Origin of the sequence: Mycobacterium sp. DL440 (genome assembly GCF_011745145.1) — a bacterium.
GTDB lineage: Bacteria > Actinomycetota > Actinomycetes > Mycobacteriales > Mycobacteriaceae > Mycobacterium.
Genome location: NZ_CP050191.1, coordinates 5,556,588 through 5,582,727, shown reverse-complemented (window position 1 = coordinate 5,582,727; position 26,140 = coordinate 5,556,588). Strand labels below are relative to the sequence as shown.

General features: G+C 67.0%; 21 protein-coding genes. 9 read left to right on the top strand and 12 right to left on the bottom strand.

The features are described 5' to 3' along the window. Positions 1–82 precede the first annotated feature (82 nt). Together HBE63_RS27205 and HBE63_RS27200 are read left to right on the top strand one after the other, a co-directional pair. Positions 83–1,435 (top strand): 3-oxoacyl-ACP reductase, encoded by a 1,353-nt coding sequence (locus HBE63_RS27205; protein ID WP_166907885.1) that lies wholly within the window; start codon positions 83–85, stop codon positions 1,433–1,435. Positions 1,436–1,446: 11 nt separating this feature from the next. Continuing rightward, positions 1,447–2,262, top strand: coding sequence for a MaoC/PaaZ C-terminal domain-containing protein (locus tag HBE63_RS27200; protein ID WP_166910265.1), 816 nt, complete (start codon positions 1,447–1,449; stop codon positions 2,260–2,262). Positions 2,263–2,287: 25 nt separating this feature from the next. On the opposite strand, the gene HBE63_RS27195 is transcribed toward HBE63_RS27200, so the two are convergent. From HBE63_RS27195 to HBE63_RS27185, 3 genes are read right to left on the bottom strand one after another with little or no spacing between them, the layout of a single operon-like run. Next, complete coding sequence (locus HBE63_RS27195) at positions 2,288–5,650, bottom strand: ATP-binding protein (RefSeq protein ID WP_166907883.1); 3,363 nt, start codon at positions 5,648–5,650, stop codon at positions 2,288–2,290. Further along, positions 5,643–6,398, bottom strand: coding sequence for a DUF4194 domain-containing protein (locus HBE63_RS27190; protein ID WP_166907881.1), 756 nt, complete (start codon positions 6,396–6,398; stop codon positions 5,643–5,645). The genes HBE63_RS27195 and HBE63_RS27190 overlap by 8 nt, the downstream gene beginning before the upstream one ends. Further along, positions 6,395–7,873: a DUF3375 domain-containing protein gene (locus HBE63_RS27185; protein ID WP_166907879.1), complete on the bottom strand. Its 1,479-nt coding sequence runs from the start codon at positions 7,871–7,873 to the stop codon at positions 6,395–6,397. The genes HBE63_RS27190 and HBE63_RS27185 overlap by 4 nt, the downstream gene beginning before the upstream one ends. A gap of 143 nt (positions 7,874–8,016) precedes the next feature. Between HBE63_RS27185 and HBE63_RS27180 the strand changes: the two genes are divergently transcribed. Beyond that, positions 8,017–9,105 (top strand): methyltransferase, encoded by a 1,089-nt coding sequence (locus tag HBE63_RS27180; protein WP_166907877.1) that lies wholly within the window; start codon positions 8,017–8,019, stop codon positions 9,103–9,105. Here the strand turns inward: HBE63_RS27180 and HBE63_RS27175 are convergent. The 5 genes from HBE63_RS27175 to HBE63_RS27155 all read right to left on the bottom strand — a co-directional run bounded on the left by HBE63_RS27175 (position 9,102) and on the right by HBE63_RS27155 (position 13,673). After that, on the bottom strand, positions 9,102–9,509 hold the full coding sequence (locus HBE63_RS27175) for a hypothetical protein (RefSeq protein ID WP_243858321.1): 408 nt from the start codon (positions 9,507–9,509) through the stop codon (positions 9,102–9,104). The two genes, HBE63_RS27180 and HBE63_RS27175, sit on opposite strands and share 4 nt — an antisense overlap. A 98-nt stretch (positions 9,510–9,607) precedes the next feature. Then, a complete protein-coding gene (locus HBE63_RS27170; protein ID WP_166907873.1) occupies positions 9,608–11,479 on the bottom strand; it encodes an alpha/beta hydrolase in 1,872 nt (623 codons plus the stop codon). A gap of 1 nt (position 11,480) precedes the next feature. Then, the gene (locus tag HBE63_RS27165) at positions 11,481–11,786 is read right to left on the bottom strand and encodes a type VII secretion target (RefSeq protein ID WP_166907871.1); all 306 of its coding nucleotides are present in this window, start codon (positions 11,784–11,786) and stop codon (positions 11,481–11,483) included. A gap of 74 nt (positions 11,787–11,860) precedes the next feature. After that, on the bottom strand, positions 11,861–12,484 hold the full coding sequence (locus tag HBE63_RS27160; protein WP_166907869.1) for a TetR/AcrR family transcriptional regulator: 624 nt from the start codon (positions 12,482–12,484) through the stop codon (positions 11,861–11,863). Positions 12,485–12,536: 52 nt separating this feature from the next. Continuing rightward, a complete protein-coding gene (locus HBE63_RS27155; RefSeq protein WP_166907867.1) occupies positions 12,537–13,673 on the bottom strand; it encodes a glycoside hydrolase family 3 N-terminal domain-containing protein in 1,137 nt (378 codons plus the stop codon). 103 nt (positions 13,674–13,776) lie between these two features. Between HBE63_RS27155 and HBE63_RS27150 the strand changes: the two genes are divergently transcribed. Both HBE63_RS27150 and HBE63_RS27145 read left to right on the top strand, forming a co-directional pair. Continuing rightward, complete coding sequence (locus HBE63_RS27150; protein WP_003881739.1) at positions 13,777–13,950, top strand: DUF2613 domain-containing protein; 174 nt, start codon at positions 13,777–13,779, stop codon at positions 13,948–13,950. Between the two features lie 40 nt (positions 13,951–13,990). Continuing rightward, the gene (locus HBE63_RS27145) at positions 13,991–18,202 is read left to right on the top strand and encodes an alpha-(1->3)-arabinofuranosyltransferase (protein ID WP_208301509.1); all 4,212 of its coding nucleotides are present in this window, start codon (positions 13,991–13,993) and stop codon (positions 18,200–18,202) included. A 247-nt stretch (positions 18,203–18,449) separates the two neighbouring features. Here the strand turns inward: HBE63_RS27145 and HBE63_RS27140 are convergent, their stop codons facing one another. The 3 genes from HBE63_RS27140 to HBE63_RS27130 are packed head-to-tail and all read right to left on the bottom strand — an operon-like array spanning position 18,450 to position 21,727. Then, on the bottom strand, positions 18,450–19,391 hold the full coding sequence (locus tag HBE63_RS27140) for a R2-like ligand-binding oxidase (protein WP_166907865.1): 942 nt from the start codon (positions 19,389–19,391) through the stop codon (positions 18,450–18,452). A 14-nt stretch (positions 19,392–19,405) separates the two neighbouring features. Beyond that, entirely contained in the window at positions 19,406–20,086 is a 681-nt protein-coding gene (locus tag HBE63_RS27135) for a TetR/AcrR family transcriptional regulator (protein ID WP_166907863.1), read from the bottom strand. A gap of 54 nt (positions 20,087–20,140) precedes the next feature. Continuing rightward, a complete protein-coding gene (locus HBE63_RS27130) occupies positions 20,141–21,727 on the bottom strand; it encodes an MFS transporter (protein ID WP_166907861.1) in 1,587 nt (528 codons plus the stop codon). A gap of 40 nt (positions 21,728–21,767) precedes the next feature. On the opposite strand from HBE63_RS27130, the gene HBE63_RS27125 reads away from it, so the two are divergent. From HBE63_RS27125 to HBE63_RS27110, 4 genes are all read left to right on the top strand, one after another. Further along, positions 21,768–22,085 carry a GNAT family N-acetyltransferase gene (locus HBE63_RS27125; protein WP_166907860.1) on the top strand — a complete coding sequence of 106 codons (318 nt, stop codon included), beginning with the start codon at positions 21,768–21,770 and terminating at the stop codon, positions 22,083–22,085. A 66-nt stretch (positions 22,086–22,151) separates the two neighbouring features. Beyond that, positions 22,152–22,544, top strand: coding sequence for a PPOX class F420-dependent oxidoreductase (locus tag HBE63_RS27120; RefSeq protein WP_243858317.1), 393 nt, complete (start codon positions 22,152–22,154; stop codon positions 22,542–22,544). Positions 22,545–22,563: 19 nt separating this feature from the next. Further along, positions 22,564–23,535 (top strand): phosphotriesterase, encoded by a 972-nt coding sequence (locus HBE63_RS27115; protein ID WP_166907858.1) that lies wholly within the window; start codon positions 22,564–22,566, stop codon positions 23,533–23,535. 1 nt (position 23,536) lies between these two features. Further along, positions 23,537–25,021, top strand: coding sequence for an AMP-binding protein (locus HBE63_RS27110; RefSeq protein ID WP_166907856.1), 1,485 nt, complete (start codon positions 23,537–23,539; stop codon positions 25,019–25,021). Here HBE63_RS27110 and HBE63_RS27105 read toward each other — a convergent pair. After that, complete coding sequence (locus HBE63_RS27105) at positions 24,984–26,102, bottom strand: acyltransferase (protein ID WP_243858788.1); 1,119 nt, start codon at positions 26,100–26,102, stop codon at positions 24,984–24,986. The two genes, HBE63_RS27110 and HBE63_RS27105, sit on opposite strands and share 38 nt — an antisense overlap. Positions 26,103–26,140: the final 38 nt, after the last annotated feature.

Genomic DNA, 26,140 nt, shown 5'->3' with positions numbered 1-26,140 from the left:
CGGGGCCATATTACCCACTGTTCTTACTCTGGAGTAAGTTCGGTATGGACAACGCAGTACTGCGAAGCGAAAGGCAGCTGAAGTGGCTTCCGACCTGTTCTCCCAAGTGGTCAACTCCGGACCCGGATCGTTCCTGGCCAAGCAGCTGGGCGTGCCGCAGCCCGAGACTCTGCGCCGCTACCGCCCCGGCCAGCCGCCCCTGGCCGGCTCCCTGCTCATCGGCGGGGGTGGCCGCGTCGTCGAGCCCCTCCGCGCTGCGCTGGCCGGTGACTACGACGTGGTGTCCAACAACATCGGCGGCCGCTGGGCCGATTCGTTCGGGGGCGTGGTGCTCGACGCCACCGGCATCGCCGACGCCGCCGGACTCAAGGAGCTCTACCAGTTCTTCACCCCGGTGCTGCGCAACCTCGCGTCGTGTGCCCGCGTGGTCGTCATCGGCACCACCCCGGATCAGGCCGGCAGTGTCAACGCCCAGATCGCGCAGCGCGCCCTCGAGGGCTTCACCCGCTCACTGGGCAAGGAACTGCAGCGCGGCGCCACGGCGTCGCTGGTGTACCTCGCCGCAGACGCCAAGCCCGCCGTCACCGGCCTGGAGTCCACCCTGCGCTTCATCCTCTCCGCCAAGTCGGCCTACGTCGACGGGCAGGTGTACCGCGTGGGCGCCGCCGACTCGACCCCGCCGGGCGATTGGGACAAGCCGCTGGCCGGCAAGGTCGCCGTGGTGACGGGTGCGGCGCGCGGCATCGGAGCGACCATCGCCGAGGTGTTCGCGCGTGACGGCGCGACCGTGGTCGCGGTGGACGTGCCCCAGGCCGCCGAAGATCTGGGCAAGGTTGCCGAGAAGGTCGGCGGCAGCGCGCTGACGCTGGACGTCACCTCAGAAGATGCAGTCGACGCGATAATCGCCCATGTCACCGCACAGCACGGTGGCAAGGTCGACGTGCTGGTCAACAACGCCGGTATCACCCGCGACAAGCTGCTGGCCAACATGGACGAGAGCCGTTGGGATTCCGTGATCGCGGTGAACCTTCTTGCCCCGCAGCGACTCACCGAGGGCCTGGTTGCCAGCGGCACGCTCGGCGAGGGCGGCCGGGTGATCGGCCTGTCCTCGATGGCCGGCATCGCCGGTAACCGTGGGCAGACCAACTACGCCGCCACCAAGGCCGGCATGATCGGGCTGACCGATGCGCTGGCACCGGTGCTGGGCGAGAAGGGCATCACGATCAACGCCGTGGCTCCCGGGTTCATCGAGACCAAGATGACCGATGCCATCCCGCTGGCCACCCGTGAGGTCGGCCGTCGGCTGAACTCGCTGTTCCAGGGCGGCAAGCCGGTGGACGTGGCCGAACTGATCGCCTACTTCGCCAGCCCGGCATCGAATGCGGTCACCGGCAACACGATCCGGGTCTGCGGCCAGGCCATGCTGGGAGCCTAGAGGTGAACAACATGCTCCGGGCCGTCGTGGGGGCGTTGCCGTTCATCCCGCGCGACGAGACCCTGCCGGCCCGCACCGTCACAGTCGACAACCTGCCCATCGACCCGGCCAACGTTGCCGCCTATGCGCAGGTGACCGGGCTGCGGTTCGGCGACACCCTGCCGCTGACCTACCCGTTCGCGCTGACCTTCCCGACGGTCATGTCGCTGGTCACTGGATTCGATTTCCCGTTCGCCGCAATGGGTTCGGTGCACATCGAAAACCACATCACCCAGTACAAGCCGATCAAGGTGACCGATGCCGTCAGCGCGGCCGTGCATGCGGAGAACCTGCGTGAACACCGCAAGGGACTGCTGGTGGACATCGTCACCGAGCTCAAGGTCGGCAACGACACGGTGTGGCACCAGGTGACGACGTTCCTGCACCAGCAGCGGACCAGCCTGTCCGGTGAACCGAAGCCGGAGCCGCAGAAGCAGCCGAAGCTGCCGCCACCCAACGCAGTTCTGAACATCACCGCCGGCCAGATCCGGAACTACGCGGCGATCGGCGGGGACCACAACCCGATCCACACCAACGCGATCGCCGCCAAGCTGTTCGGCTTCCCCACCGTCATCGCACATGGGATGTTCAGTGCTGCAGCGGTTCTGTCCAACATCGAGGGACAGCTGCCCGATGCGGTCAAGTACTCGGTGCGGTTCGCCAAGCCGGTGGTGCTGCCGGCCAAGGCCGGGCTCTACGTCGAGCGCGGCGCCGACGGGTGGGAGCTGACCCTACGGAATCTCTCGAAGGGCTACCCGCACCTGTCTGCGACGGTCAGCCCGCTCTGACAGGGCGGGGACATACCCCGCGACATCACGCGCTCGGTACCGCGTCGCCGGAAGTCCGTCGCAGATCGGCGAATTCGGAGATCGACGCCGAGGTGACCGATGCGACGGGCCGGGCGTTGGGCGCCGACGCGTCGGGCTTGGACACCATCACCACGTTGTCGATGTAGGGCTGGATGGTCGTGCTGTTCTGCACGGTCGACACGATCACCAACTGGAAACCGAACTTGCGGAACGCCGACAACGCCTGCTGGGCGAACTGCGGGTCTGACTTGGAGAATGCCTCGTCCAGCATGAGCTGGGCGAACAGCGGCCGGGTGTCGTCGCTGTCCGGGCTGGCCAGGTTGAAGCTCAGCGCTCCGGCCAGACAGAAGGCCATGAGCTTCTCCTGCTCACCGCCCGAGTTGTCGCCAGAGTTGCTGTAGGTCCGGATGACCTCGCCGGTCTCGGCGTCGCGCTCCTCGCAGTACAGCACGAACCGGTTACGCACATCCAGCGCGTCGCGGGTCCACTGGCGATCTTCGGGTGTGTTGCCGGCCAACAGCTTCCGCAGCTGCAGGATGTCGGTGTACTGCTCGAACATCGCGGTCTCGTCGCCGAAGCTGACCAACGACACCCGGGACGAGATGCGTTGCGCTTTCTCGTTGAGTTCGTCGACCGCGGCCAGATGACGGGTGCCGGCATGCAGGGTTAGTCGGGTGCCGCGGTTGAACTCCACCGCGCCGAGGCCAGTGTTGACCCGGGCGATCTGCTCGGTGATCCGCCGCGCCTCGTTGTCGGCGACCATGTGCAGATTCAGGATCGCGCCGGGCGCCTGCTCGGTGATCAGCCGCTGCATACGCTCGTAAGCGTCGGGCAACTCCCGCTCGTCGATCCGACGGCACAACGCCACATAATCGTGCACCCGCTCGTCGAACACATCGCTGTCGTTGGGGATGGCGTCGGGGAACGAGCTGTCGTAGGCGGCCATGATGCCGGCCAACTCGTCGTGCGACCGGTTGCGGTCCGCCCGCAGCCGGTCCCGCTCACGGCTGATGACGCGGGTCAGTTCGCTTCGGTACGGCTCGGATTCGAGCAGTTCGAGGGTCAGCGCAATTTCGGCGGCATGGCCGTCGATGGTGTCGCGGGCATGCTGCGGGAGCACGTCGGAGCCGAGCCGCGCGGTGAGGAACTCGCTCAGTTCCAGCAGCGCAGTCCGCCTGCGGTCGAGCGTGGTCTCGCGTTCGTTGAGCGACCCGATCTGCTGGATGACCTTCTCGACGCGTTCCCAGCATTCATCGGCCCGCAGTTGCAGCCGCTCGGCGTCGGGGTTGTCCGAGACCAGCAGATTGTGTTCATCCTGCAGCCGCTCAAGCATCTCGTCGACCGAGTCGGTGTCGATGTCGCTCCACTGCATGAACTGGTCACACAGCGCCCGGCAGGCCCGTTCCCGGGACTGCAACTGGCCGCGGTGCTCGTCGAGACGCTCGCGGGCACTGCGCGCCGTCTGGTACACGTCTTGCGCGGCAGTCAGATCATCCTGCAGCGCTTCGACTTTGGCGGCGGTGCCACCGAGGAAGATGTAGTCCGAGGGCCGTAGCCGAGACCGGTCGTCCTTGACCGAGAGCCGGCCACTGTCCTTGCGCAGCCCCTGGTCGGTGACCGCACGGGATTGCTCGGTGAACTCGCCAGGCCCGTCGACACACACGTAGTCACCGATGCTTGCGACCACGTTGAGCGCCTCGACCGCACTGTCGTGCGTCGGATCGGCGAGCTGGAGTTTGGTTGCCAGGGTCTGCGGCGGCGGGGTACGCAACTGCGATCCGTGCTGGACATGCTGCAACTGGATCCGGCCACGCATGTCGTTCTCGTTGACGAACCGCAGCGCCCGTTCCATGTAGGCATCGGGCACCAGCAGACGTAAGCCGGCCCCGCGCAACACTTTTTCGACGGCGAGCCGCCACCGCGACTCTTCGGGCTTGAGCTCCATCAACTCGGCCACGTAGATCAGATCGCGCTCGGAGATGTCGAGCGCCCGGGCGATACGCGCCCGCATCTCATACTCGGTTCGCGGCAGCGGGGAACCCAGTCGCTGCACCCGCTCCAACTCAGATTCGATACTCTCGCGTGCCTCCCGGGCCCGCACTTCCTTTGCAGAGGCCTCGACGTAGGGCTGGTTACCGGTGAACAGTTCACGATGCAGCCGGTCGGCCTCGTCCATCAAAGTCTCACGCAGCGACCAGAATTCCTCACCGTTGTCCGGCGGGGTCAACCCCAGTGCGGCGACCTTGTCCTCGTAGCCGCTGCGCCGGCGCGATACCTCTTCACTGATCCGCTCGGCCTCGGTCAGACGTTGCTGCAACGGCACGAGATCTACGGTGACGGTGTTGATCTGCGCCATGAGCGAGTTGTGCTCGTTCTTGAACTGACGCTGCTGGGAACCGAACTCGTCACGCTGAGCGCCGAGCTGGGTGATCTGATCGTCGAGATTGTCGATCTCCGGGCCGGCCTGGGCCAGCCGGAGGTGGTCGACATAGTCGCGGACCATGGCGTTGTCGATGGTGTCGATCACCCCGAACTTGGCCGCCTCGTCGGCGTAACGTGCCTGTACCGCAGCGATGTTACCCAGCGTGTTGCGCTTGCGCCGGGCCACGTCGAGCAGGCCGCGGGCCTCGACCAGCGGGTTGATCTGATCTAAGGCCTCTTCCACGCCGCTGAGGCTGGCGGGCTCGTCGAGCATGAACTCGCGGACAAACTGTTCAAGACCACCAACGCTTTTCAGCGACTTGGCCTTGCCCAGCAACTGCTGGGCAGCCTCCGAGGCCCGGATCCCGATGCTCGAGTACAACTGGGCCAGGTACTGGCTCTCACTACGGCCACCGGTCCAGCCGTCGTCACGGAACACCGCGGCGTCATAGCCGTTGGCCGCCCACCGGTTGCACAGACCGAAGATGTCGCGGTCGGCGTCGATCAGATAATACCGGCTACCCGGATCCGAGGTCTTCTCGGCAGCAAGCCATTTGAGCACCAGCCCGGTGACCGAGCGCCCGGTGCGGTCGCTGTAGGTGACCGCGACCGCCGACCAGGCCGGGCCCGTCCCGCGCAGGTACATGATCTGGCGACTGGTGCCCTCGCGTCGCTCACCCCACGCGCCGCGGACGTACTTGTCCACGGTGCGCTTTCCGGTGCCCGCCCCGGCGGCCGTGGTATCGCCGGAGGCATTGAAGTTACGCCGGTGCGAGGGCAGGAAGGCCAACGAAATCGCGTCCAGCAGTGAGGATTTACCACTGCCAGAGGATCCGGTGATCAGCGTGCCATGCTGGCTGAACGGGATCGAGTGATATCCATCGAACACGCCCCAGTTGATGACCTGCAGGCGGGACAGCGAAAACTGGTTGGTCGGTTCAGCCATGAGCGTCCACATCGTCGGAGAGCCGTTCGGATACGTCGGAGTCGTCGGGGTCATCGACTGTGCCGTTCGCGGTCCGCTTGAGCTGCTCGAACTGCTGCTGCAGTTCGGTGATCATCGAGGCCGTCATGATCGCGTTGACCACCGGGCTGATGGTGAAGCTGTCCTCGTCCTCGCGGTTGCGGGCCAGCATATCGATGTCGGTGAGCCGCTCGATCGCGTTGTCGATCCGCTTGTCGAACGAGGCGACGTCCCGGTCGGTGTCGTTGTTCACCCCGGCGAACAGCTCGTGGATCTCGTCGCGACTGATCAGCACGTTCTCGTCGCCCGTCGCCGCCCGCATGAGCTTGGCCAGGTGCAGGGCCAGGATCGAGTCGTAGGTATTGAGGGTCTCGCGGCGCAGCAATCGGCGACGCCACTGCGATTCGTAGTCGGCCTGTTCGACGTAGGCGATGTCATGATCATCCGAAATACACAGCCGCATGTCGAGTTCCGAGAGCCGCACGGTGAGCTCGGTGCGATACCGGGTGACCCACGACCACAGCTCCGAGTGATTGTCCTTGCTGACGTAACGCCGCGACAGCAGATGCTGGAGCGCCCAGCAGGCCCGGTCGGGTAACTCGCTGACATCCCCGTCGAAGCGAGGCGCGCGACGCTGATCGGTGGAACGTTCGACGGCGTCGATGCTCGGCAGGGCATCGAAGTCGATCGCCGTATCTGAGACGGACACTGTGTCCGGGGTGTCGGTCATAGCATGCTCTCACTGGCAGTAGGGATCGGCTCGGTGAAAACCAGTCGGGGGATTTCGATTTCGCGGTCGGCGCCCTCCAGGGACCGGAAGCGCACCCGGACGGAATGACCGGGGCCGTCGTCCGAACGTCCAGCGTGCTGCTTGAGCGCCCACGACCACAACACGATCACATGCCCCAGATACGCCGAGTCCAGCATGCCGATCGCGTCGGGCAGCGACAGTGGCCCGGCCGCCACCGCGCCGTTGATCAACTCGGCCAACTCAGTCGCGTCGACCTGGGACGCCAATGCCGAGAACGCCGACAGATTCACCTCCCCCTCCGAAGACTCGGCCGGCGACGGCGGGATCGCGTCACGAATCTTGAAGGCCACGGCGCCAATCGAATTGAGATCGGTGCGGACCAGCGGCACCTCGACGCCGATCCGGCTGTCGGCCAGCGAGGCGCTGAGCAGCTCGTGCGCGCTGGCCAGTGCATCGTTGAGCTGACGGGTGACACCGCGGCTGTGTTCCAGCGTGCCGGAGGCGACAAAACGCTTGATCCGGCGGGCGCAGCGCTGACGAGTCCGGCCCACCTCGGCCGTCTGCGCCGACACCAGGCTGAAGAACCCGGTCATCACCTCACGCAGGCCCGGGTCCAGGTGCGGCAGCTCGCGGGTCACCGCCTCGATGTCGGTCACCAGCGCGGCCCGTTGCTCGGGGTCCTGGATCATCCGGGTGAAGGCGGTGTAGGAGGCGCTCTCGCGGGAGGCGAACAGTGACTCGTAGTCGTCGAACAACTGACGCTGGCGCTCCCGGTAACCGAGATCGGTATCGGCAGAGGCATCCAGCAGTCGGGTGGTGATGCGGTTGAGCATGGCGCCGTACTGCCCGATGTCAGAGACGATCTGCTCCATCTGCAAGGCGATGGCCCGTGCGTCGTCCTCGACGTCGACCAGGTCGGGTTCGGGACGCTGTCCTTGGTCCAGGGCATCCAATTCGTCACGCAGCCTGGCGATCTCGGCTTCGATATCGGCGCGGATGCGCTCGGGGTCGTTGCTGACCTGTCCCGCCACCCGTCGCAGCCCGGCAGCGATGCCCGTGATCGAGCCGCCGGTGGCGATGGTGTCCTCACGGCGCATGCGGCGGGCGAAATCCAGCACGGCCCGGGCCTCGTAGGTCAGGTAGCAGACGTTGCGTTCGGCGTCGCCGGACTGCTCGGTGACCCGGTGCAGCCAGCCCTGGCTGGCCCAGTACTTGATCACGGCCAGGCCCGACTGTTCGGTCTCGGAGCCGAGGTCGGCCAGGTCGCGTTCCAGCCGGACCACCAGCTCGGTCTCGGTGAGCTTGGTGCCCCGGTCCAGGTGGCGTTCCATCAGCGTGAGATAGGTGGCCAGATTGTTCGTCACCAGCAGCTTCGCCGAGCGCGAATCCGCGACCTCCCGGTTGAGCTGGTAGAGCTGGTCCAGCGACGAGCCACCGATACCTGCCTCAGGCATTCCCGGTCTCTTCGGTCGCGATGAACATTCGCACCACTCTAGGCGGCTGACGCGTCAGGTTCCGACGCCAGTTCGGTTTGCTGCTCACCATCGAGACCGGCCGTTGTGACCTACGCCTCGCCCACCTGCCCTAGAGTCATCCGGTGACTCCCGCCAAGGTGCCGCCAGCCGGATTGGTTCGCGCGGTCGAACGTGTCCGCCACCACCTGCGTCGCCTGCATCAGCGCGCGGTTCCGCCACCCGCAGCCATGCTGGAGATGATCCTGGGCGCCTGGGTCGCCCAGGGCATCACCGCCGCCGCACAGCTCGGGGTGGCCGACGCGCTGGCCGACGGCCCGCTGCGCGCAGAGGAGCTGGCGGGCCGGGTCGAAGCCAACCCTGACACCGTGGACCGGCTGATGCGGGCCCTGGTCAGCGAGGGCATCTTCCGACGCACCCGTGACGGGCGCTACGCGCTCAACGCGCTGGGCGACACGTTGCGCAAAGACGCGCCGGTCTCGATCGCAGGGATGGCGAAATTCGTCGGCTCACCGCAACATCGCGAGCATTGGAGCCATCTCGCCGACGCGGTTCGCACCGGCGAAGCGGTCATCCCCAAGCTGCGCGGCAAAGGGGCGTTCGACTACATGGGCTCCGAGCCTGAACTGGGCGCGATCTTCAACGACGCCATGACCAGCGTCTCCGAGCTGGCCATCGCCCCCGTGGTGGCCGCCTATGACTTCGCCCGGTTCGGCACCATCGCCGATGTCGGCGGGGGCCACGGCCGACTGCTGGCCGCGGTACTGACGGCCACCCCTACGGCCCGCGGGGTGCTTTATGACCTGCCGCAAGTGGTCGACGGAGCACCGGCGATGTTGGGCAAGTACGACGTGGCAGATCGGGTGCAGGTGGTCCCCGGGTCCTTCTTCGACAGTGTCCCCTCCGGCGCCGACGCCTACCTGATGAAAAACATCATTCACGACTGGCCCGACGAAGAGGCATCGGTGATCCTGCGCAATGTGCGAGCTGCCGCCACACCGGGCGCCACTCTGCTGCTGATCGAGGGAGTGATCCCCGACCACGACCGCGAGTTCCTCGGCAAGTGGACCGACATGGAAATGCTGATCGGCATTGCCGCGAGGGAACGCAGCGCGGAAGACTACCGAAAGCTCTACGCGCAGGCCGGTTTCCAGCTCACCCGCGTGGTGGAGACGGCATCACCATTCAGCCTCGTGGAGGGTGTGGCGGTCTAGTCCTCATTCGCACACGGCGAGGTCGCGGACACGTTGAGCCCGTAGTCGCCCGCCGGAGTGGTTTCCGCCTTGACCGAGACGGTGTACCCGCGGCTGTCTTCGTAGGCCTTGTTGTTCGGCGGTTCTGGATCCGGCCGGTTCCACGGGATGGGCTTGAACCCCTCTTCGGCCAACGTTCCGATTCGGATGAGGGCTGTCTGGACCAACTCCGGCGGTGGATCGGCGATCCAGGCGTTGCGGTACACCCGCCAGGGCGGCCCGTCCGGCATCATCCCGGCATTTGTGCGGCACCCGTGCATGGCCGCGAAAGCGGGATCGGGATCGATCGGTTTGCCGACGATCATGGACACATAGCCGGCCACTACTCGGGCGGCTTCGGTGACCGTCAAGGTGGTGGGTTCCATCGTCGCCTCATCGTCCGTGTGCGAATCATTCTTCTGCGAAGGCCCGCACGAAGTGGTGACCATCACGACCAGGGTCAGGAAAAGTGCTGCGAGATATCTCATTTGACCTGTATCTGTGGGCCGCGGCCTGGGTTGTCGGTCACCCGCGGATTGTCCCACGGGTGCTGGCGTCTTTCGTAGGATCCGTCGTCATCCCAGGGCAGTTCGGGGATCTTGGGTGCACCACCGGCCCGTGCCTGGTCACTGGCCTCGGCCTGGAAGTTGCCATCGTCACCGACATCGATATCGACGTAGTTGGTCTCGATGCCGCGCTCCACATAGGCGGTGGCCTCACCCCCACTGATGACAGCGGCCATGTTGTGGAACGCATCTGAATCCGGATCGTTCCAGTACTCGCCGTGCGCGTTCTGACCCACGATGACGTCGCCGTGGTGCGCACCCTCACGCCCGTAGTACCCGGTGTCCAACCGTGTGACACCGGGGATCTTGTCGGGATCGGTTGCCGAGGGTAGGCCGCCCAGCGGGTTGCCGAGCTGGCCGTCGACGGTCTGCGGAATCCAGGACGGCAGGTCGAGCGATCCGTTGTCGACGAGGTCGCGCGGCAGGGACTGCACCAGCGAGATCGGATCTCCCGGTGCGGTCATCGAATAGCGCTGCACGTTCGGGTTCGGATTGGTGTACTCGCCGTTGAGGATTCCGGTGCCCGCCGACGACGCGTGCAGGACGCGGTCGGCGCGCAGCCCCATCTGTTCGGCGGTCCCGACGATGGCACCACCATAGGAATGACCGATATAGGTGACGGGCGTGCCCGGCGCCCCCGCACCCACCGCCCGGTCGATCTCGTGTCCGAAGGACACCAGCTTGGGTGCCATCGACGCGGCATAGGACGGGTCTGACGCCTTGCCCAGATCCTGGGGGAAGTCGTCACCCATGTACAGAAAGACCGGCGATCCGGATTGTCGTGCCAATTCCACTGCCGCCTTGTGGTTCGAGGCGCTGCCGTTGAGGTTGGTGCTCGTGCCGGGCACCACCACCCCGACACCCTTGATACCGGGCTTGATGTCGCCGATCATCTCGATCATCCGCCCATTGCCCTCGGTCGAGAATCCGACGAACTTTCGGGGCACCTTCTGACCACTGCCGGGCGGAAATTCGATCGGCGTGAGCATGGCCTGCAACTGCTTGACCCGGGCCTCATCGGGTGACGGCTTTTTCAGCTCTTCATCCAATGCGTTGCGAATGTTGATGTTGTTGGCTTCGATCCTGGTATCGAACGGCACACCGTCGGTGTTGCCCATCAGCTGCGGGTCGGCGAGCACCATCTCGTGCAGCGTTTCCGGACTCAGCCCCGCCAGGAATGCGGCCCGCTCGTCGGGCGTCATCCCGGCGAGACGCTCGACCAGTGCCTTCGGGCTGTTCGGATCGGGCGCCTGCTTGGGATCCGGCGGGCTAAGCGTCGCCACGGCGTCCCGCACCTGTTGTCCGACCTTGGTGTCGGTGGTCTCGAACTGCGCCAACATCGTCTTCAGTTGCGCCGATGCCTTGGCGGCCATCGCCTGCAGCAGCATCCGGTTCACCGGACTCAGCTTCGCGTAGAAATCGAGCACGCTGCCGGGACGGACCGACACGGTTCCGTCGTCAGCGACCTGCCATCCCTGCCCTTTGAGCTTCTCGACGGTGCCCACGATGCGGCTGCGTTGTTGCACCAGTTCGCCACCGCCGTCCTGCAAGGCCGAGCGCAGTGCGGAAAGTGAGTCGTGGAGCCGCTGCATGCGTTCCAATGAGGCGGTGGCGCTCGCGATGGCGGCATCGGCCGAGGTGCCCGTCCAAGAGGCGCGTAGTTGGTCGATGGTGGCGCGCTGCTGGTCGATCTGGGCGGCGAGAGTGGCTGCCCGGGTGCCGATATCGGCGCCGCTCTGCACCAGTGCCTCCGGGTGGGAGGACGCCACCTGAGAGATCGAAACCGCCATGTCAACCCGCGGGTAGGGCTGAATTCAGCCGACGCGCGTACTCCTCATCGGTGCGCTGATAGGCGCTGGCGGCGTCGGTCAATTTACCTGCATGCGCACTGATTTCGCCGCCGACGGCGGTGGCGGCGCCCGCCACGATCGAGGAGGCCTGGCCGCAGGCCGCGCCGCTCTGCAGGCCCGGCATCGCCGCGGCCGCCGCACTCAACGGTGGCCCGACCTGAAGGCCGGTGACGGCCCCACCGACCGCAGTCTCAGCGGCAGCGGCCGACCGCAATACGGCCGGAGCAACTTTCAGCTCGGAACCCATACCGGGAGCGTACTGCCCTCAGCGGGGGCGTCCGGACACCAATTGTGGGGCGCAGAGTGCTCAGGCAACCGCGACTAGCCTGCAGTGACCGACGGTGTTCCCGCGTCCGACGGCGTTCCCTTCAGTCCGCGCCAGAACAGGTTGATCATCAATTCGGCGGCCTCGTTGACATCGGCGTCCCCGGTGCTCACCCGGCTGGCGATCGCCTCACCGGCACCCACGAGCGCCACCGCCATCATCTCGAAGTCACTGTCGGGCTGAGGATTACGCGTGCCGGTACTGAGCAGCCGAGCCACCAGGTCGATGATCCGGTCGCGGCCCTCGCGGACGGTGTGGGCGAACGCCTGCGAGCTGGTGGCCTGGGTGTAGAGCACCATCCAGGACGCCCGGTTGGCATCGATGTAGGTCAGGAACGCCAGCACCGCGCTCCGCAGCAGTTCCTTGGGGCTCTGGGTGAAGTCGATCTCCCCGCGCACGACGTCCACGAACCGGGTCAGCTCGCGGTTCAGGCAGGCGCCGAACAACTCCTCTTTGGAGCCGTAATAGAGGTACAGCATCGGCTTGGAGATCTCGGCTTCCGCGGCGATCGCGTCCATCGACGTCTCGTGATACCCGTTGACCGAGAAAATCTGCACGGCAGCGTCGAGCATCTGCTGTTCGCGTACGGCCCGCGGGAGCCGCTTGGTTCCACCTGCCATCCGAACAGGATAAGCGTCCGGTTGACGGTGCGGGCAGCGGCTCAGTCCGCTCTTAGCAGTGCACCCCGCCCTTGGCATCCACGTTGCGCTGCACCGCAGCATCCACCGCAGCCTGGTTCAACTCACCATCGGCCAGCGCTTTCTCCAGGCCGTCCAGCACCGCGGGCACCTCGTCGGTGGTGATCCACAACGCGTTGTCGGCCCCGGCCTGGAAAGCCTTGAGCACTGCAGCAGCCACTCCGTAGCGCTGATTGATCGCGGCCATGCTGGACAGGTCGTCGGTGTAGACCAGGCCGTTGAAGCCCGGGCCGCCGTATCCGCCCGAACGCAGCAGCTCATATGCGGCGGGGCTGAGGCTGGCCGGATCGGTACCGGTCAGGCCCGGTACCTCCAGGTGTCCGACCATGACGGCCACCGGCGCCTGGGTGGTCAGGGTGGCGTAGGGCAGCAGATCGTTGGCCTTCAGCTCGTCGAGCGGCGGGGTGGTCACCGAGCCCGTGTGCGAGTCACCTGAGCCGTGACCGTGGCCCGGGAAGTGCTTGAGCACCGGGAGCACCCCGGCCTCCCGCAGTCCGCGGGCGTAGGCACCGGCGTACTCGGTGACCTTGGCTGGATCGTCCCCGAAGGACCGGTCACCGATGACGGTGTCGTCGGCGTCGGAGGTGACGTCGACGACGGGTGCGAAGTCGACGGTGATCCCGAGGTCGCGCATCTTCTTCCCACGCTCCAGCGCGATGCCGTACACCTCGTCGACGGACTTGGTCTGCGCCAGCACCCGCGCCGACGGCTGCTCGCCGATCAACGAGGCGAGCCGAGACACCCGGCCACCTTCCTCGTCGACGGTGACCGCCAGCGGCAGCGGGCCGGCGGCGGAGATGTCAGGCAGGGATCCGTCGTTGAGCATCGACAGGTCGGTCCAACTGCCGATCATGATGCCGCCGACGTGCTGGCTGCTCACCACCGAACGTGCGTCGGCGGCGTCCTTGACTCCGACGGTCAGCAGCTGGGCCAGCTTGTCGCGAGGTGACAGGGCCGCCAGGTCACACACCGGCGCAGCGGGCATCGGCGCGTGGGTGGACATCGGCTTCGTGTCCGTAGATTGAGACTCCGGCGCCGGGGTGCTCGGAGAGCAGGCCAGCAACAGCCCGGACAACGCTGCGAAAGTTGCGACGAGACGCGGTGAAGCCATGGGGCCCGACCTTAGCCGCTGAGCAAGCGGTAATCGATTCTCTGCGTGTCGAGCCACGTCCGCCTCGCACGGATCTGCGGGGTTGCCATGCTAGGTTGGCCGGGTGAACCGGTTCGTCATACCCTCCGCGGCCAGCATTGTCGTCGGCCTGCTGTTGGGTGCGGCTGCCGTTTTCGGTGTGACACTAATGGTGCAGCAGGACACGAAGCCTCCGCTGCAAGCGGGCGACCCGGCGTCATCGGTGCTCAACAGGGTCGAGTACGGCGACCGGTCCTAGCTTGGATGTGCCGCTAACGCGGCGGGCGCTCGACGCGCCACTGTCGCGGCGCTGGTTGTGGGTGGTCGCGGCGGCGACACTGCTCCTGACTTTCGTCCAGTCCCCCGGGGAGATATCGCCCGACACCAAGCTGGACCTCACCGCCAATCCCCTGAGGTTCCTGGCCCGCGCCTTCAATCTGTGGAACAGCGACCTGCCGTTCGGGCAGGCGCAGAACCAGGCCTACGGCTACCTCTTTCCCCACGGGGCTTTCTTCCTGGCCGGCGATCTGCTGGGGATTCCCGGCTGGGTCACCCAACGACTGTGGTGGGCCCTGCTGCTCACGGTGGGCTTCTGGGGCATGCTGCGCCTGGCCGAAATCCTGGGCATCGGCAGTACCAGTTCGCGTGTCCTCGGTGCGCTCGCCTTCACCCTGTCGCCCCGCGTACTGACCACCCTCGGCGCGATCTCGTCGGAGACGCTGCCGATGATGCTGGCGCCGTGGGTGCTGCTGCCGATCATCCTGGCGTTTCGGGGGGATCGCAATCTGCGGCTGATGGCCGCCCGATCCGCAGGCGCCGTGGCGCTGATGGGTGCGGTCAACGCCGTCGCGACACTGACCGGCTGCCTGGCCGCGATCATCTGGTGGGCCTGTCACCGGCCTAACCGGCTGTGGTGGCGATTCACCGCGTGGTGGTTCGGCTGCACGGCACTGGCCGTCGCCTGGTGGGTCGTCGCACTGGTGATGCTGGGCCGGATCAGCCCGCCGTTCCTCGACTTCATCGAATCCTCGGGTGTCACCACACAGTGGATGTCGCTCACCGAGATGCTGCGCGGCACCCATACCTGGACCCCGTTCGTGGCATCCACTGCCACCGCGGCGGCGTCACTGGTGACGAGCACGGTCGCGGTGCTGGCCACCGCATTGGTGGCGGCGGCCGGCCTGGCCGGGCTGGCGCTGCGGTCGATGCCTGCGCGGGGTCGCCTGATCACCATGCTGTTGATCGGCGTGGTGCTGCTGGGCCTGGGCTACTCCGGAGGGCTGGGATCCCCGGTGGCGACGGCCGTTCAGGATTTCCTGGACGGAACGGGCACGCCGCTGCGCAACCTGGCCAAGCTCGATCCGGTGCTGCGGCTGCCGCTGGCGCTGGGTCTGGCTCATCTGTTGGGCCGGATCCCGCTGCCGGGCACCGCGGCCCTGCCGGTGTGGGTGCGGGCCTTCGCCCGGCCCGAACGCGACAAGCGCATCGCGGTCGCGATCGTGGTGCTCGCCGCGCTGGCAGCAGGTACCTCGCTCGCCTGGACCGGCCGGATCACCCCCGCCGGAACCTTCACCGCGATCCCGCAGTACTGGCACGACGCCGCGGACTGGCTCGACGAACACAACACCGACCGAGGCCGGGTCCTGGTCGCACCCGGCGCCCCGTTCGCCACCCAGACCTGGGGCAACAGCCACGACGAACCGTTACAGGTCCTCGGCTCGAGTCCGTGGGGCGTGCGTGATTCGATCCCGCTGACACCGCCCGAGACGATCCGCGCGCTGGATTCGGTACAGCGATTGTTCGCCGCCGGCCGCCCTTCCGCTGGGCTCGCCGATACCCTTGCCCGGCAAGGTATTTCGTATGTCGTACTACGCAACGATCTGGACCCCGACGTGTCCAGATCGGCCCGGCCGGTACTGGTGCACCGTTCGATAGAGGGGTCTCCCGGACTGTCCAAGATGGTCGAGTTCGGTGAGTCGGCGGGACCCGGAACGCTGGAGGGCTTCGTCGCCGACAGCGGCCTGCGCCCGCGTTACCCCGCCATCGAGATCTACCGGGTGGACACCGCCGGAACCAACCCGTCCGCACCGTATCTGGTCGACACCGACGCGATGACCCGGGTGGCGGGCGCACCCGAGGCGCTGCTACGCCTCGACGAACGCCGTCGCCTGGCCGGGCGACCCCCGCTGGGGCCGATGCTGCTGACTGCCGACGCCGAGCGGGCCGGCCTGCCCGTACAACCGGACGGATCCGCCGGGGTGATCGTCACCGACACCCCGACCGCCCGCGAGATCGACTACGGCCGCGTCGACGACCACGCCTCGGCGATCCGCGCCCCCGACGACGCCCGCCACACCCACAACCGCGTCCCGGACTACCCGTCCGACGGGGCCGCGCCGGTGTACGGCAAGTGGAACGGCGGACGGGTATCGGTGTCGAGTTCGGCGGCGGACTCCACCGCGCTGCCCAACGTCGCACCGGCCACCGGGCCGGCCGCGGCCGTCGACAGCGACGGTTCGACCTCGTGGGTGTCCAACGCCCTGCAGGCTGCGGTCGGCCAGTGGTTGCAGGTCGATTTCGATCACCCGGTCACCAACGCCACGCTGACCATCACCCCAAGTGCAACGGCGGTCGGCGCCCAGGTGCGCCGCATCGAGGTGGCCACCGCGACCGGCTCGAGCAGCCTGCGCTTCGACACCGCCGGCCAGCAGTTGACCATCCCGCTGCCGGTCGGCGAAACCCCATGGGTGCGGGTCACTGCGGTCGCCACCAACGACGGTTCTGCCGGTGTGCAGTTCGGCATCACCGATCTTTCCGTGACCCAGTACGACGCATCGGGATTCGCCCATCCCATCAACTTGAGGCACACCGTCGAAGTCCCCGGACCTCCCGCGGATTCGAATGTCGCACAATGGGATCTGGGAACCGAACTACTGGGCAGGCCCGGGTGTGCCGACAGTCCGGCCGGGATCCGGTGCGCGGCGGCGCTGGCGCTGGCCTCCGAGGAGGCGGTCAATATGAGCCGCACACTCACGGTGCCGACGCCCATCGACGTCGAGCCGACGGTGTGGATCCGGTCCCGTCAGGGACCCAAACTCGCCGATCTGGTCGCCCAACCTGGGACCACCCGCGCCTCCGGTGACGCCGACCCGATCGACGTGCTCGGTTCGGCCTACGCCGCCACCGACGGTGACCCGCGGACATCATGGACCGCGCCGCAACGCGTTGTTCAGTTCAAGGCACCACCCACGCTGACGCTGAAACTGCCTGCGCCGACCGAAGTCGGCGCGCTCCGTATCGACCCCGGCACCAGCCAACCACCCGCGCACCCGACGCTGGTCTCGATCGACCTGGGCGACGGCCCGCAGGTGCACAAGCTCCCCGGCAACGGTGAGGCCCAGACCGCACAGCTCAAACCACGGGTAACCGACACCATCACCGTGTCGCTGCTGGGCTGGAACGACATCATCGACCGCACCTCGCTGGGCTTCGACCAGCTCAAGCCTCCCGGGCTGGCCGAACTGACCGTTCTCGACGTGCACGGCAAGCCTGTCGCTGCGGCCGATTCTGCCGCCAATCGCAAACGGACAGTGTCACTTCCGTGCGGTCAGGGTCCGGTCATCGGTGTGGCCGGCCAGTTCATCCAGACCTCGGTACACACCACCGTGGGGGCGCTGCTCGACGGCGACCCGATTCCGGCCCAGCCATGCCGTACCGGTCCGATCGCCCTGCCTGCCGGTCAACAGGAACTCCTGGCCAGCCCCGGCGCAGCGTTCGTCGTCGACGGAGTCGTGCTCAACACCCGAACGGCCCCCCTACTGCGCACGGCCACAACAACTCCTGTCGAAACGCCGGTCTGGTCATCGGACCGCCGGCAGGTGGAGGCGCCGGCATCAGACAAGGCAAGGGTCCTGGTGGTGCCCGAAAGCGTGAACCCGGGGTGGGTCGCGCGCACCGCCGATGGCGTCGCCCTGACGGCGGTGAAGGTCAACGGTTGGCAGCAGGGCTGGGTGATCCCGGCCGGCAAGGACGGGCCGGTGACGCTGTCCTTCCCGTCGAACCGTCCCTACCGGGTCGGATTGATCGGCGGGCTCACGTTGCTGCCGGTCCTGGCCCTGCTGGCACTGTGGCCGACCCGGCGCCGCAACCCGGATCTCGATCCCGTGCGGCCATGGCAACCATCGCCAAACCTGATCGCGGTCGCGGTACTGGCGGTCGGGACGGCCATCTCCGGCTTGCCGGGACTGCTGGTCGCCGGTGCCACGCTGGGAGTGCGCTACCTACTGCGTGATCGCGACGGTTGGCAGGAGAAGCTGACCGTGGGCGTGGCCGCGGGTGGACTCACACTGGCCGGCGCAACGCTGAGTCAATACCCCTGGCGCTCGGTCGACGGTTATATCGGACACTCGCCGTGGGTGCAGTTGCTGGCGCTCCTGTCGGTCACCTTCGTCGCGGCATCCACGGTCACCTTTGAGCGAACACCTCGGCGAACACCGGAACATTTGCCGTAACTGTTGACAACGCACATATGCGGTACTTACGGTACCGGCACGCGTGGCACACGCCCGGAATGCCCTTTGCTACATGGGGGACTACAGGTTGCGGACCTGGATTGTGCAGAACTGAGTGCATTAACTATGCAGTCAGTTGACAGGCTGGCCTTCCGGCTCAGCCGTGTTCGCGCGGCTGCGCATCGTGCGGTGCGCACGGCTGCGGTGTCGGCGACGGAGGGGTTCGCCGACACCGCATCGTCGGGGCCTATGCGGTGGCCGCCAGCGCCCGTGCATCCTCGTCGGCGAACGTGTCCTCCAACGTCAGCGGCGAGTAGTCGAGGTCGATCTCTTCGAGCGGACGGCCCCTGGCGCTGCTGATGGTGCCGAATCGGCGCATGCCCTTGTCGGCGGAGTACTGCATGAACTCGTCCTGCACCAGGCCGAACGGGATGTCCGGCGCGTAGAGGGCAAAGCCCTCCTCGGTGAGTCGCAACGCCAGCGGGATGAGCTCGTTCATCCGGTTCTCGAACACTTCCCAGTTGGCATCATCGGCGGCAACGTGACGCCGACAGGTGAAGGTGCCCCACGCCATGTGGCGGCGCTCGTCATCACCGATCCGCCCCACCAGCTCCTGCATGCCGGGAAGGATCCCTCTGTCGACGCAAATCTTGTGCCACGCATAGTATCCCGTGAGCGCCAGCATTCCTTCGACGATGTGGTTGTAGGTCACCGACGCCCGTACTTGGGCGGCCGGCGACGGGTCGGTGTACAACGCATCGAGCGACGCCGGCAGCTCCTCATAGAACATCTGCCGATAGGCCGGAAGTTCGTCGAAGTAGTTGTGCAGATCGTCGGTGATCCCGACGGCGTCGAGCCACATGCGGAACACCTGCGTGTGCTTGGCCTCCTCGAAGGCGAACTGGGTCAGGTACATCTCGTCGCCCAGGCGCCCCTCAGCCCGCATCGCAGTCATGAACGGCTGGATGTCCTTGGTGACCGCCTCCTCACCCGCGATGAACTCGGCGCACAACCGGGTGGCGTACTCACGTTCCCGGTCCGTCAGCGCCTCCCAGTCCGCCCGGTCGCGGGAGAAGTCGATATCGGCCGGATTCCAGAACTTGGCATTCCCCCCGGAGAACAACCGCAACGGCACACTGTCCCAATTGAGACCGCCCTTGGAGAGCGAGCCGAAATGTGTGTGTGACATGGGAATTGACCTCCTCAGGTCTGATGGGCTGCTTCCGTGGCCGCCGGGAAATTGGGTACCGCGAATGCGGCCTTCAACACTCCGACGAGTCGTCGTACTGCGAGTGCCGGCTGCTCGGGGCTGGGCTCATCCAGGCCCAGGATCGGGTCCATCCCACGCACGTACGGCGCGAGCGCCAAATGCGGAAAGATCATCAGCAGCAGCGACAACAGCGCGCCGGCGTCCGCGTCCGCCCGCAGATCGCCCCGGGTCTGAGCGTCCTGCACAAGCGGCCGGAGCACCTCGAGATAGTGGCGGTGGATGACGGTCCGCACGCTGACCCGGGCCTCGGTGTCCACCTCGAAGCTTGCCGCGGCATGCAGCGAACGGTCCTGGGGATGGTCGGCGAAGTAGGCCACCCAGTCGTCGAGCAGGTCGGTGAGAAACTCGAAGAACGGGCGGTCGAGATCGAGCGTGCGGATGCGGTCCTCCATGTATGCCCGCACCCGCTGGCTTCCGATATCCGCGATGAACGCGTACAGGTCGCGTTTGTCCGCGAAATACTGGAACAGACTGCCTTTCGCCACACCCGCGCGCCGGGCGATGACGTTGAGGCTTCCACGCGAGTACCCGTGCGCCCCGAATTCCGCCTCGGCGGCTGCCACCACCGCCGCTCTACGAGCGGGATCCAAACGCGCCCAGGTGACCGTCGGCATCTGACTCTCCAGCCTGTATGACCACTGGTCATATTACTGTGATAAGGCTCACAGTCAAGGAGTCTTCACCGCGATCAGATGGTGCGAGACCGGCTCCCCCTCCACCCAACGCTCAACCGCCTGCTCGATGACCAGGTCGCTACCCGTCAGGCGGGTGCGGTGCTGGCGCACATGCTCATCCCAGGACCGCACCACGAAGGCCTCGACAAACACACCTTCGCGCTCCACAGCACGAAACAACCGCCATTGCGTGGCCCCGGTGCGCTGCCGCGACCGACCCAACACGCCCATCGCGGCGAAGAACTCGGTCTCGTGTTCACGTTCCACCCGGTAGGAGGTCAGCACCAGGACCGGACCGTCAGGCGGTTCCGGTTCGAACACGAGTGCCGGTTCGGGCCAGTGCGCGGACGGCGTCATATCGAGGTCGCCCGTGCGCTCGTGCAGCGGCCACCACCAGTCCGAAACCGCACAGAACCCCAGCAGTCCGGCACTGATCAGCAGGGCCGTGACGGTGCTCGTCGCACCGGCCACCAGGCCCCACACCAGCGACCCGATGGCCTGACCGCCCATGAAGGTCAGCTGGTACACCGACAGCCCGCGGGCCCGCACCCACGCCGGCAGGCTCAACTGCATCGAGGCGTTGAGCGTGGACAACGCCAGCAGCCACGACGCACCGCCGACGACAAGCGCCGCCAGGACAATGCCGAAATTGTGCACCAGCGCCAGAACGGCAGTGGCCCCGGCGAATCCGAGCGCCGCGACGATCAGCAACGCGTTCAGGCCGAAGGCCGACTGCAATCGGCCCAGGACCAGGGCACCGAGCACGGCCCCCACCCCGAGCGCACCCAAAAGCAGCCCGTAGCCGGACGACGACAGCCCCAGCTGCCTATCCGCGACCACCGCGAGCAGGCCCCACAGCGCGCTGCCCGGCGCGATGAACAACACCGCCCGCAGCAGAATTCGCCTGACGATCGGCGACCTGCGGATGAACCGGCCGCCGGCGCCGAGTGCGGCCAACGGTCGCTCAGCGGGCAGCAGCTGCTCAGCGACCGGGCTGCGCCAGAGCAGCAGCACCACCACGATGCCGGCGAACGACACCGCATTGAGCGCGAACACCAGCGTCGGGCCGGACAGGGATACCAGCGCCCCGGCGATCGCCGGGCCGATTGCCCGGGCCCCGTTCATACTCATGCTGCCCAGCGCGGCCGCGGCGGGAATCTGTTCGCGGGGAACGAGGTCCGGCTGAATGGCCTGCCAGGCCGGAGCGGTCAGCGCCTGCCCGCAGCCGATCAGAAACAGCAGGATCAGCAGGACCGTCGGAGTGGCCAACCCGGCGCCGGTCAGTGCCGCCAGCGCCGCCACGCCGGCCGCCATCGCCCCCTGGGTGGCGAGCAGCAGCCTGCGCCGGTCCACCAGATCGGCAAGCACGCCGGACGGCAGGGCCAGCAGCATCACCGGCAGTGTGGTGGCGGTCTGCACCAACGGGACCAGCACCGGGGCGCGCGGATCTCCCACCAGCATCCACTGGGCACCCACCGTCTGCATCCACGTGCCCAGGTTGGAGACGAACTGCGCAATCCACAGCGCACGGTAGATCGGCGACGCCAACGGCGCCCACGTCGACGTTGCTCGGACGGCCATCTGCCTGATCGTGCCAGCGCACTACGTGCATAGTGAAGACATGGCTGAAGTCCGCAACGTCCCAGAAGCACGCCATTACGAGCTCACCGTCGACGGTGAGCATGCCGGCCTGGCCGCCTACGTCGACTCCGACGACCAGCGCATCTTCCACCACACCGAAGTCGACGACCAGTTCAGCGGCCAAGGCCTGGCGGGCGAACTGGTGTCGGCTGCGCTGACCGACACCCGCGCGGCGGGCAAGCGCATCGCGGCGGTCTGCCCGTACGTCGCCAAGTACGTACAGAAGCACCACGACTTCGACGACGCCCTCGACCCGGTCACCCCCGAGACGCTGGCCGTGGTCGAAGCCGCCAGTTAGATCTTCGTCGCGGGCACCGGGGCGGCCGCGCGGTGCTGACCGCCACAGGTATCGATGCACTGCGCGATGCCTTACCGCTGCACTCCGATTCAGTGCGCGAGCTGTTCTTCGACCACATCCGGCCAGACGCGCTTCACTGCATCGAACGGGTATTCACCCGACGACACCACCATCGACATCGTCGGCCACGCCCTGGCATCGACGCAAAAGTGGCGCAATGTGCTCGGCAACCCACAGGTGGCCTTCATCGTCGACACGGTGCTCTCGGTGCGCCCGCCCGAGGCGCGCGGGATCGAAATCCGTGGCACCGCAATGGCACTGCCCGGTGTGGGTACCACCGATGGCGGCCTGTCCGGGGACATCATCCGGATCGTGCCGCGCCGGATCATCAGCTGGGGGCTTGACGGTGCGGGCACCACTGCCAGGGACCCGGCGGAACCGCCACACACAGCTGACTGATCCGCCTAGCATCGGGGCGGTGCCGACAGTGAACACCGCGCGTGGCGTCATCGATACCTCCGACCTCGGCACCACGCTCATGCACGAGCACGTCTTCATCATGAGCACCGAGCTGACCCAGAACTACCCGGAGTCCTGGGGCGACGACGCCAGCCGCGAAGCCGATGCGATCGCCCGGCTCACCGAACTCAAGTCCCGCGGCGTCGACACCATCGTCGACCTCACGGTGATCGGTCTGGGCCGCTACATTCCACGCATCGCCCGGATCGCCGAAGGCACCGACCTCAATATCGTCGTCGCCACCGGCTTCTACACCTACAACGACCTGCCGCTGGCCTTCCACTTCAACGAACCCAAGGCGGGCCGCCCCGACCCGATGACCGAGATGTTCGTCCGCGACATCGAACACGGCATTGCCGACACCGGCATCAAGGCGGCAATCCTCAAGTGCGCCACCGACGAACCCGGTGTCACCGCTGGGGTTGAACGAGTGCTGCGGGCCGTCGCCCAGGCCCACCGGCAGACCGGGGTGCCGATCTCCACCCACACCCACGCCGCCAGCCGGCGCGGCCTGGAACAGCAGGGCATCTTCGCCGAGGAAGGTGTCGACCTGTCCCGGGTGGTGATCGGTCACTGCGGCGACACCACCGATATCGGCTACCTCGAAGAGTTGATCGCCAACGGTTCTTACATCGGCATGGACCGCTTCGGCGTGGATGTTTTCCTGCCGTTCGAGGACCGGATCGCCACCGTCGCGACCATGTGCCGGCGCGGCCATGCCGAGAAGATGGTGCTCTCGCACGACACCTGGTGCTACTTCGACGCCCTGCCCGACGAGAGGACCACCGCGGCGCTGCCCAACAGCCACTACCTGCACATCCACAATGACGTGCTGCCGGCGTTGCGCGCGCGTGGCGTCACCGAGGAACAGATCGCCACGATGCTCATCGACAATCCGCGCCGGATCTTCGACCGCAAGGGCGGGTACTGAGATGACCGACGTGTTCCCGCCGATCCCGACCCAGGTCAGCCAACTGGCCGCAGCCGACCCCGACCGGCCGGCCGTGACCTGCCAGGGCATCACGCTCACCCGGGACGTACTGGATCGGTCCAGCAACCGACTCGCCCGTGCCTATGCCGAACACGGTGTGCAACAAGGCGATTACGTCACCATCAGCCTGCCCAACTCGATCGAGTGGGTGCAGGCCGTCCTGGCTGCCTGGAAGCTCGGCGCAGTGCCGCAACCCCTTTCGCCGCGGTTGCCGGACGCCGAGTTCGCCGGCATCCTCGCGCTACGCCCCCGCGCCCTGGTCGTCGGCCGCGATGCCGGTGAAACACCTTGGCTTCCACCAGGTTTTGCCCCGGATACCGGACTGTCCGACGCACCGCTGCCCGAGGCGGTCGCACCGACATGGAAGTCGATGGCCTCCGGCGGCAGCACCGGACGCCCGAAGCTGATCGAAGCCGGCGGCGACAGCCGGGTGCCTGCCCTGATCGGGGTTCCCCTCGGCGCCCAGCCCGGAGACGTCACCCTGATGTCGGTGCCGATGAGCCACAACACCGGCTTCACCACATTCGCCATCGCGCTGCTGCAGGGCCACCACCTGGTGCTGATGCCACGCTTCGACCCGGTCGAGTTCCTGCGGCTCGTCACCGAACACCGTGTGACGTTTCTGACCACGGTGCCCACCATCATGCAGCGTCTGCTGCCGGTGTACCGCGCCGACCCAAAAGCCTATGACCTGTCCAGCATTCGCCGGTTCTGGCACGTCGGGGCACCCTGCCCGCCAGCGGTCAAGCAGGCCTGGATCGAGCTGCTCGGCGCCGAGGCGTTGTGGGAACTGTACGGCGGCACCGAGTTGCAGGCGCTGACCTTCATCTCCGGTGAGCAGTGGCTGGCCCACCCCGGATCCGTCGGTGTCGTAGTGGCCGGCGAGATGAAGGTGCTCGACGACGACGGCGGCGAGTGCCCGCCCGGCGTGACCGGTGAGATCTACATGCGGCCGGGCCCCGGCAGCGCTCCCACGTACCGTTACGTCGGCAGCACGGCCAAGAGCCGTGACGGCTGGGAGTCACTCGGAGATCTTGGGTATTACGTCGACGACGGCTCTCAGCGGTTCTTCTACCTCAACGACCGACGGGTCGACATGTTCACCGTGGGCGGCAAGAACGTCTACCCGGCCGAGATCGAGGCCGCGCTGGCTGCCCACCCCGACGTGCTGTCGTGTCTGGTCGTCGGCATACCGCACGAGGATCTCGGCCAGGTGCCGCACGCCCTGGTGCAGACGGGTGACGGGTCAGACCTGAACGCAGCAGCGGTGCAGACCTTCCTGCGCGAGCAGCTGTCGGGCTACAAGGTGCCCGAAAGCGTGGAATTCGTCGACGCCCCGCTACGCGATGACGCCGGGAAGGCTCGTCGCGCCGCGGTGCGCGACGAGGTCATCGCGCGGCTGGAGCAGGCTCGGGCTCGTCGGTGATCGAACTGTCCAGCGGCGGCACCGGGCTCTCGTTCCGGTACTCCCAGCGCCGCAACGCCTCCCGGCACGGAGATTCCACCAGCGCGTAGCTCACCGCGGCCAGGGCGAAGCCGAACACCAGCGTCAGTACCAACACCACCAGCATCTGGCCGTTGAACAGGAACTCCCCGATCATCGGGAACACCATGGCCAACGCGGCCAAGTGCCACACGAACAACCCGTAAGACCAGCGGCCCAGGGTCACCATCACGCGGTTGCCCAGAATCGGGTGGGCGGTACCGGGGTGATCGAGGACCAGCGGGGCCAGCAGCGCGCCCGCGACGATCGCGCCCATCGCGGTCTTCAGCGTCACCTGGCCGACCGAGCCGGGCCGCAGACCCTCCAGGCCGGCCAGCGGCGAGGCCGCGATCCCGAACGCCACCGCGGCGATGACCGCCATCAGCACCCGGCGCCGGGCCAGCCGGTGCACCCAGCCGAATGGACTCACCGTGAGTTCAGCCAGCACCATCCCCGCGGCGAACCAGGAGAAGAACGCCGGCGGCCAGTTCCACGGGTTCAGCCCGGTGGTGCCGGAGAACGGAATGCGCACCCACAACAGGCTCAGCGCCGCCACCGCGATGATCACGCCGATGCGGGCCCGCACCGGCAGCCGTCGTGCCAGTAGCGCCAGCACCGGCAGCGCCAGATAGAAACTGACTTCCACCGACAGGCTCCACATCTGGGTGAGCCCTGCGGTCAGCGTCAGCGGCACGTAGATCTGGGTCAGGGTCAAGTTGGCCAGCCACACCGTCAGATCGGCCTTGGCCTCCGGGAGCAGCAGAATGATCACCACGACGGCCACTACATAGCCGGGCATGATGCGCACGATGCGGGAGCGCAGGTAGTGACCGGTGCGCGGGCGGGGACGCAAGCCGCGGGCAGCGGCGGCATGGCCGCGCCACAGCAGGAACCCCGACAGCGCGAAGAACACGGCGACCGCGAGATCGAACCGGCCGAAGAACCGGCCACTCACCCCGGTGGTGTGCCCGGTCTGGAAGGCGACGTGGGTGAGCACCACCCCCATGGCAGCGCAGGCGCGCATGCCTTCGACTGCCGGCAGGAAGCTACGGGTCCCGCCGA

Excerpts from the sequence above, each read along its gene's own strand:
- HBE63_RS27200 (WP_166910265.1), top strand. The coding sequence starts at position 1,447 with ATGCTCCGGGCCGTCGTGGGGGCGTTGCCGTTCATCCCGCGCGACGAG.
- HBE63_RS27195 (WP_166907883.1), bottom strand. The coding sequence starts at position 5,650 with ATGGCTGAACCGACCAACCAGTTTTCGCTGTCCCGCCTGCAGGTCATC.
- HBE63_RS27190 (WP_166907881.1), bottom strand. The coding sequence starts at position 6,398 with ATGACCGACACCCCGGACACAGTGTCCGTCTCAGATACGGCGATCGAC.
- HBE63_RS27185 (WP_166907879.1), bottom strand. The coding sequence starts at position 7,873 with ATGCCTGAGGCAGGTATCGGTGGCTCGTCGCTGGACCAGCTCTACCAG.
- HBE63_RS27175 (WP_243858321.1), bottom strand. The coding sequence starts at position 9,509 with ATGGAACCCACCACCTTGACGGTCACCGAAGCCGCCCGAGTAGTGGCC.
- HBE63_RS27170 (WP_166907873.1), bottom strand. The coding sequence starts at position 11,479 with ATGGCGGTTTCGATCTCTCAGGTGGCGTCCTCCCACCCGGAGGCACTG.
- HBE63_RS27165 (WP_166907871.1), bottom strand. The coding sequence starts at position 11,786 with ATGGGTTCCGAGCTGAAAGTTGCTCCGGCCGTATTGCGGTCGGCCGCT.
- HBE63_RS27160 (WP_166907869.1), bottom strand. The coding sequence starts at position 12,484 with ATGGCAGGTGGAACCAAGCGGCTCCCGCGGGCCGTACGCGAACAGCAG.
- HBE63_RS27155 (WP_166907867.1), bottom strand. The coding sequence starts at position 13,673 with ATGGCTTCACCGCGTCTCGTCGCAACTTTCGCAGCGTTGTCCGGGCTG.
- HBE63_RS27140 (WP_166907865.1), bottom strand. The coding sequence starts at position 19,391 with ATGTCACACACACATTTCGGCTCGCTCTCCAAGGGCGGTCTCAATTGG.
- HBE63_RS27135 (WP_166907863.1), bottom strand. The coding sequence starts at position 20,086 with ATGCCGACGGTCACCTGGGCGCGTTTGGATCCCGCTCGTAGAGCGGCG.
- HBE63_RS27130 (WP_166907861.1), bottom strand. The coding sequence starts at position 21,727 with ATGGCCGTCCGAGCAACGTCGACGTGGGCGCCGTTGGCGTCGCCGATC.
- HBE63_RS27125 (WP_166907860.1), top strand. The coding sequence starts at position 21,768 with ATGGCTGAAGTCCGCAACGTCCCAGAAGCACGCCATTACGAGCTCACC.
- HBE63_RS27120 (WP_243858317.1), top strand. The coding sequence starts at position 22,152 with ATGCCTTACCGCTGCACTCCGATTCAGTGCGCGAGCTGTTCTTCGACC.
- HBE63_RS27110 (WP_166907856.1), top strand. The coding sequence starts at position 23,537 with ATGACCGACGTGTTCCCGCCGATCCCGACCCAGGTCAGCCAACTGGCC.
- HBE63_RS27105 (WP_243858788.1), bottom strand. The coding sequence starts at position 26,102 with ATGCGCGCCTGCGCTGCCATGGGGGTGGTGCTCACCCACGTCGCCTTC.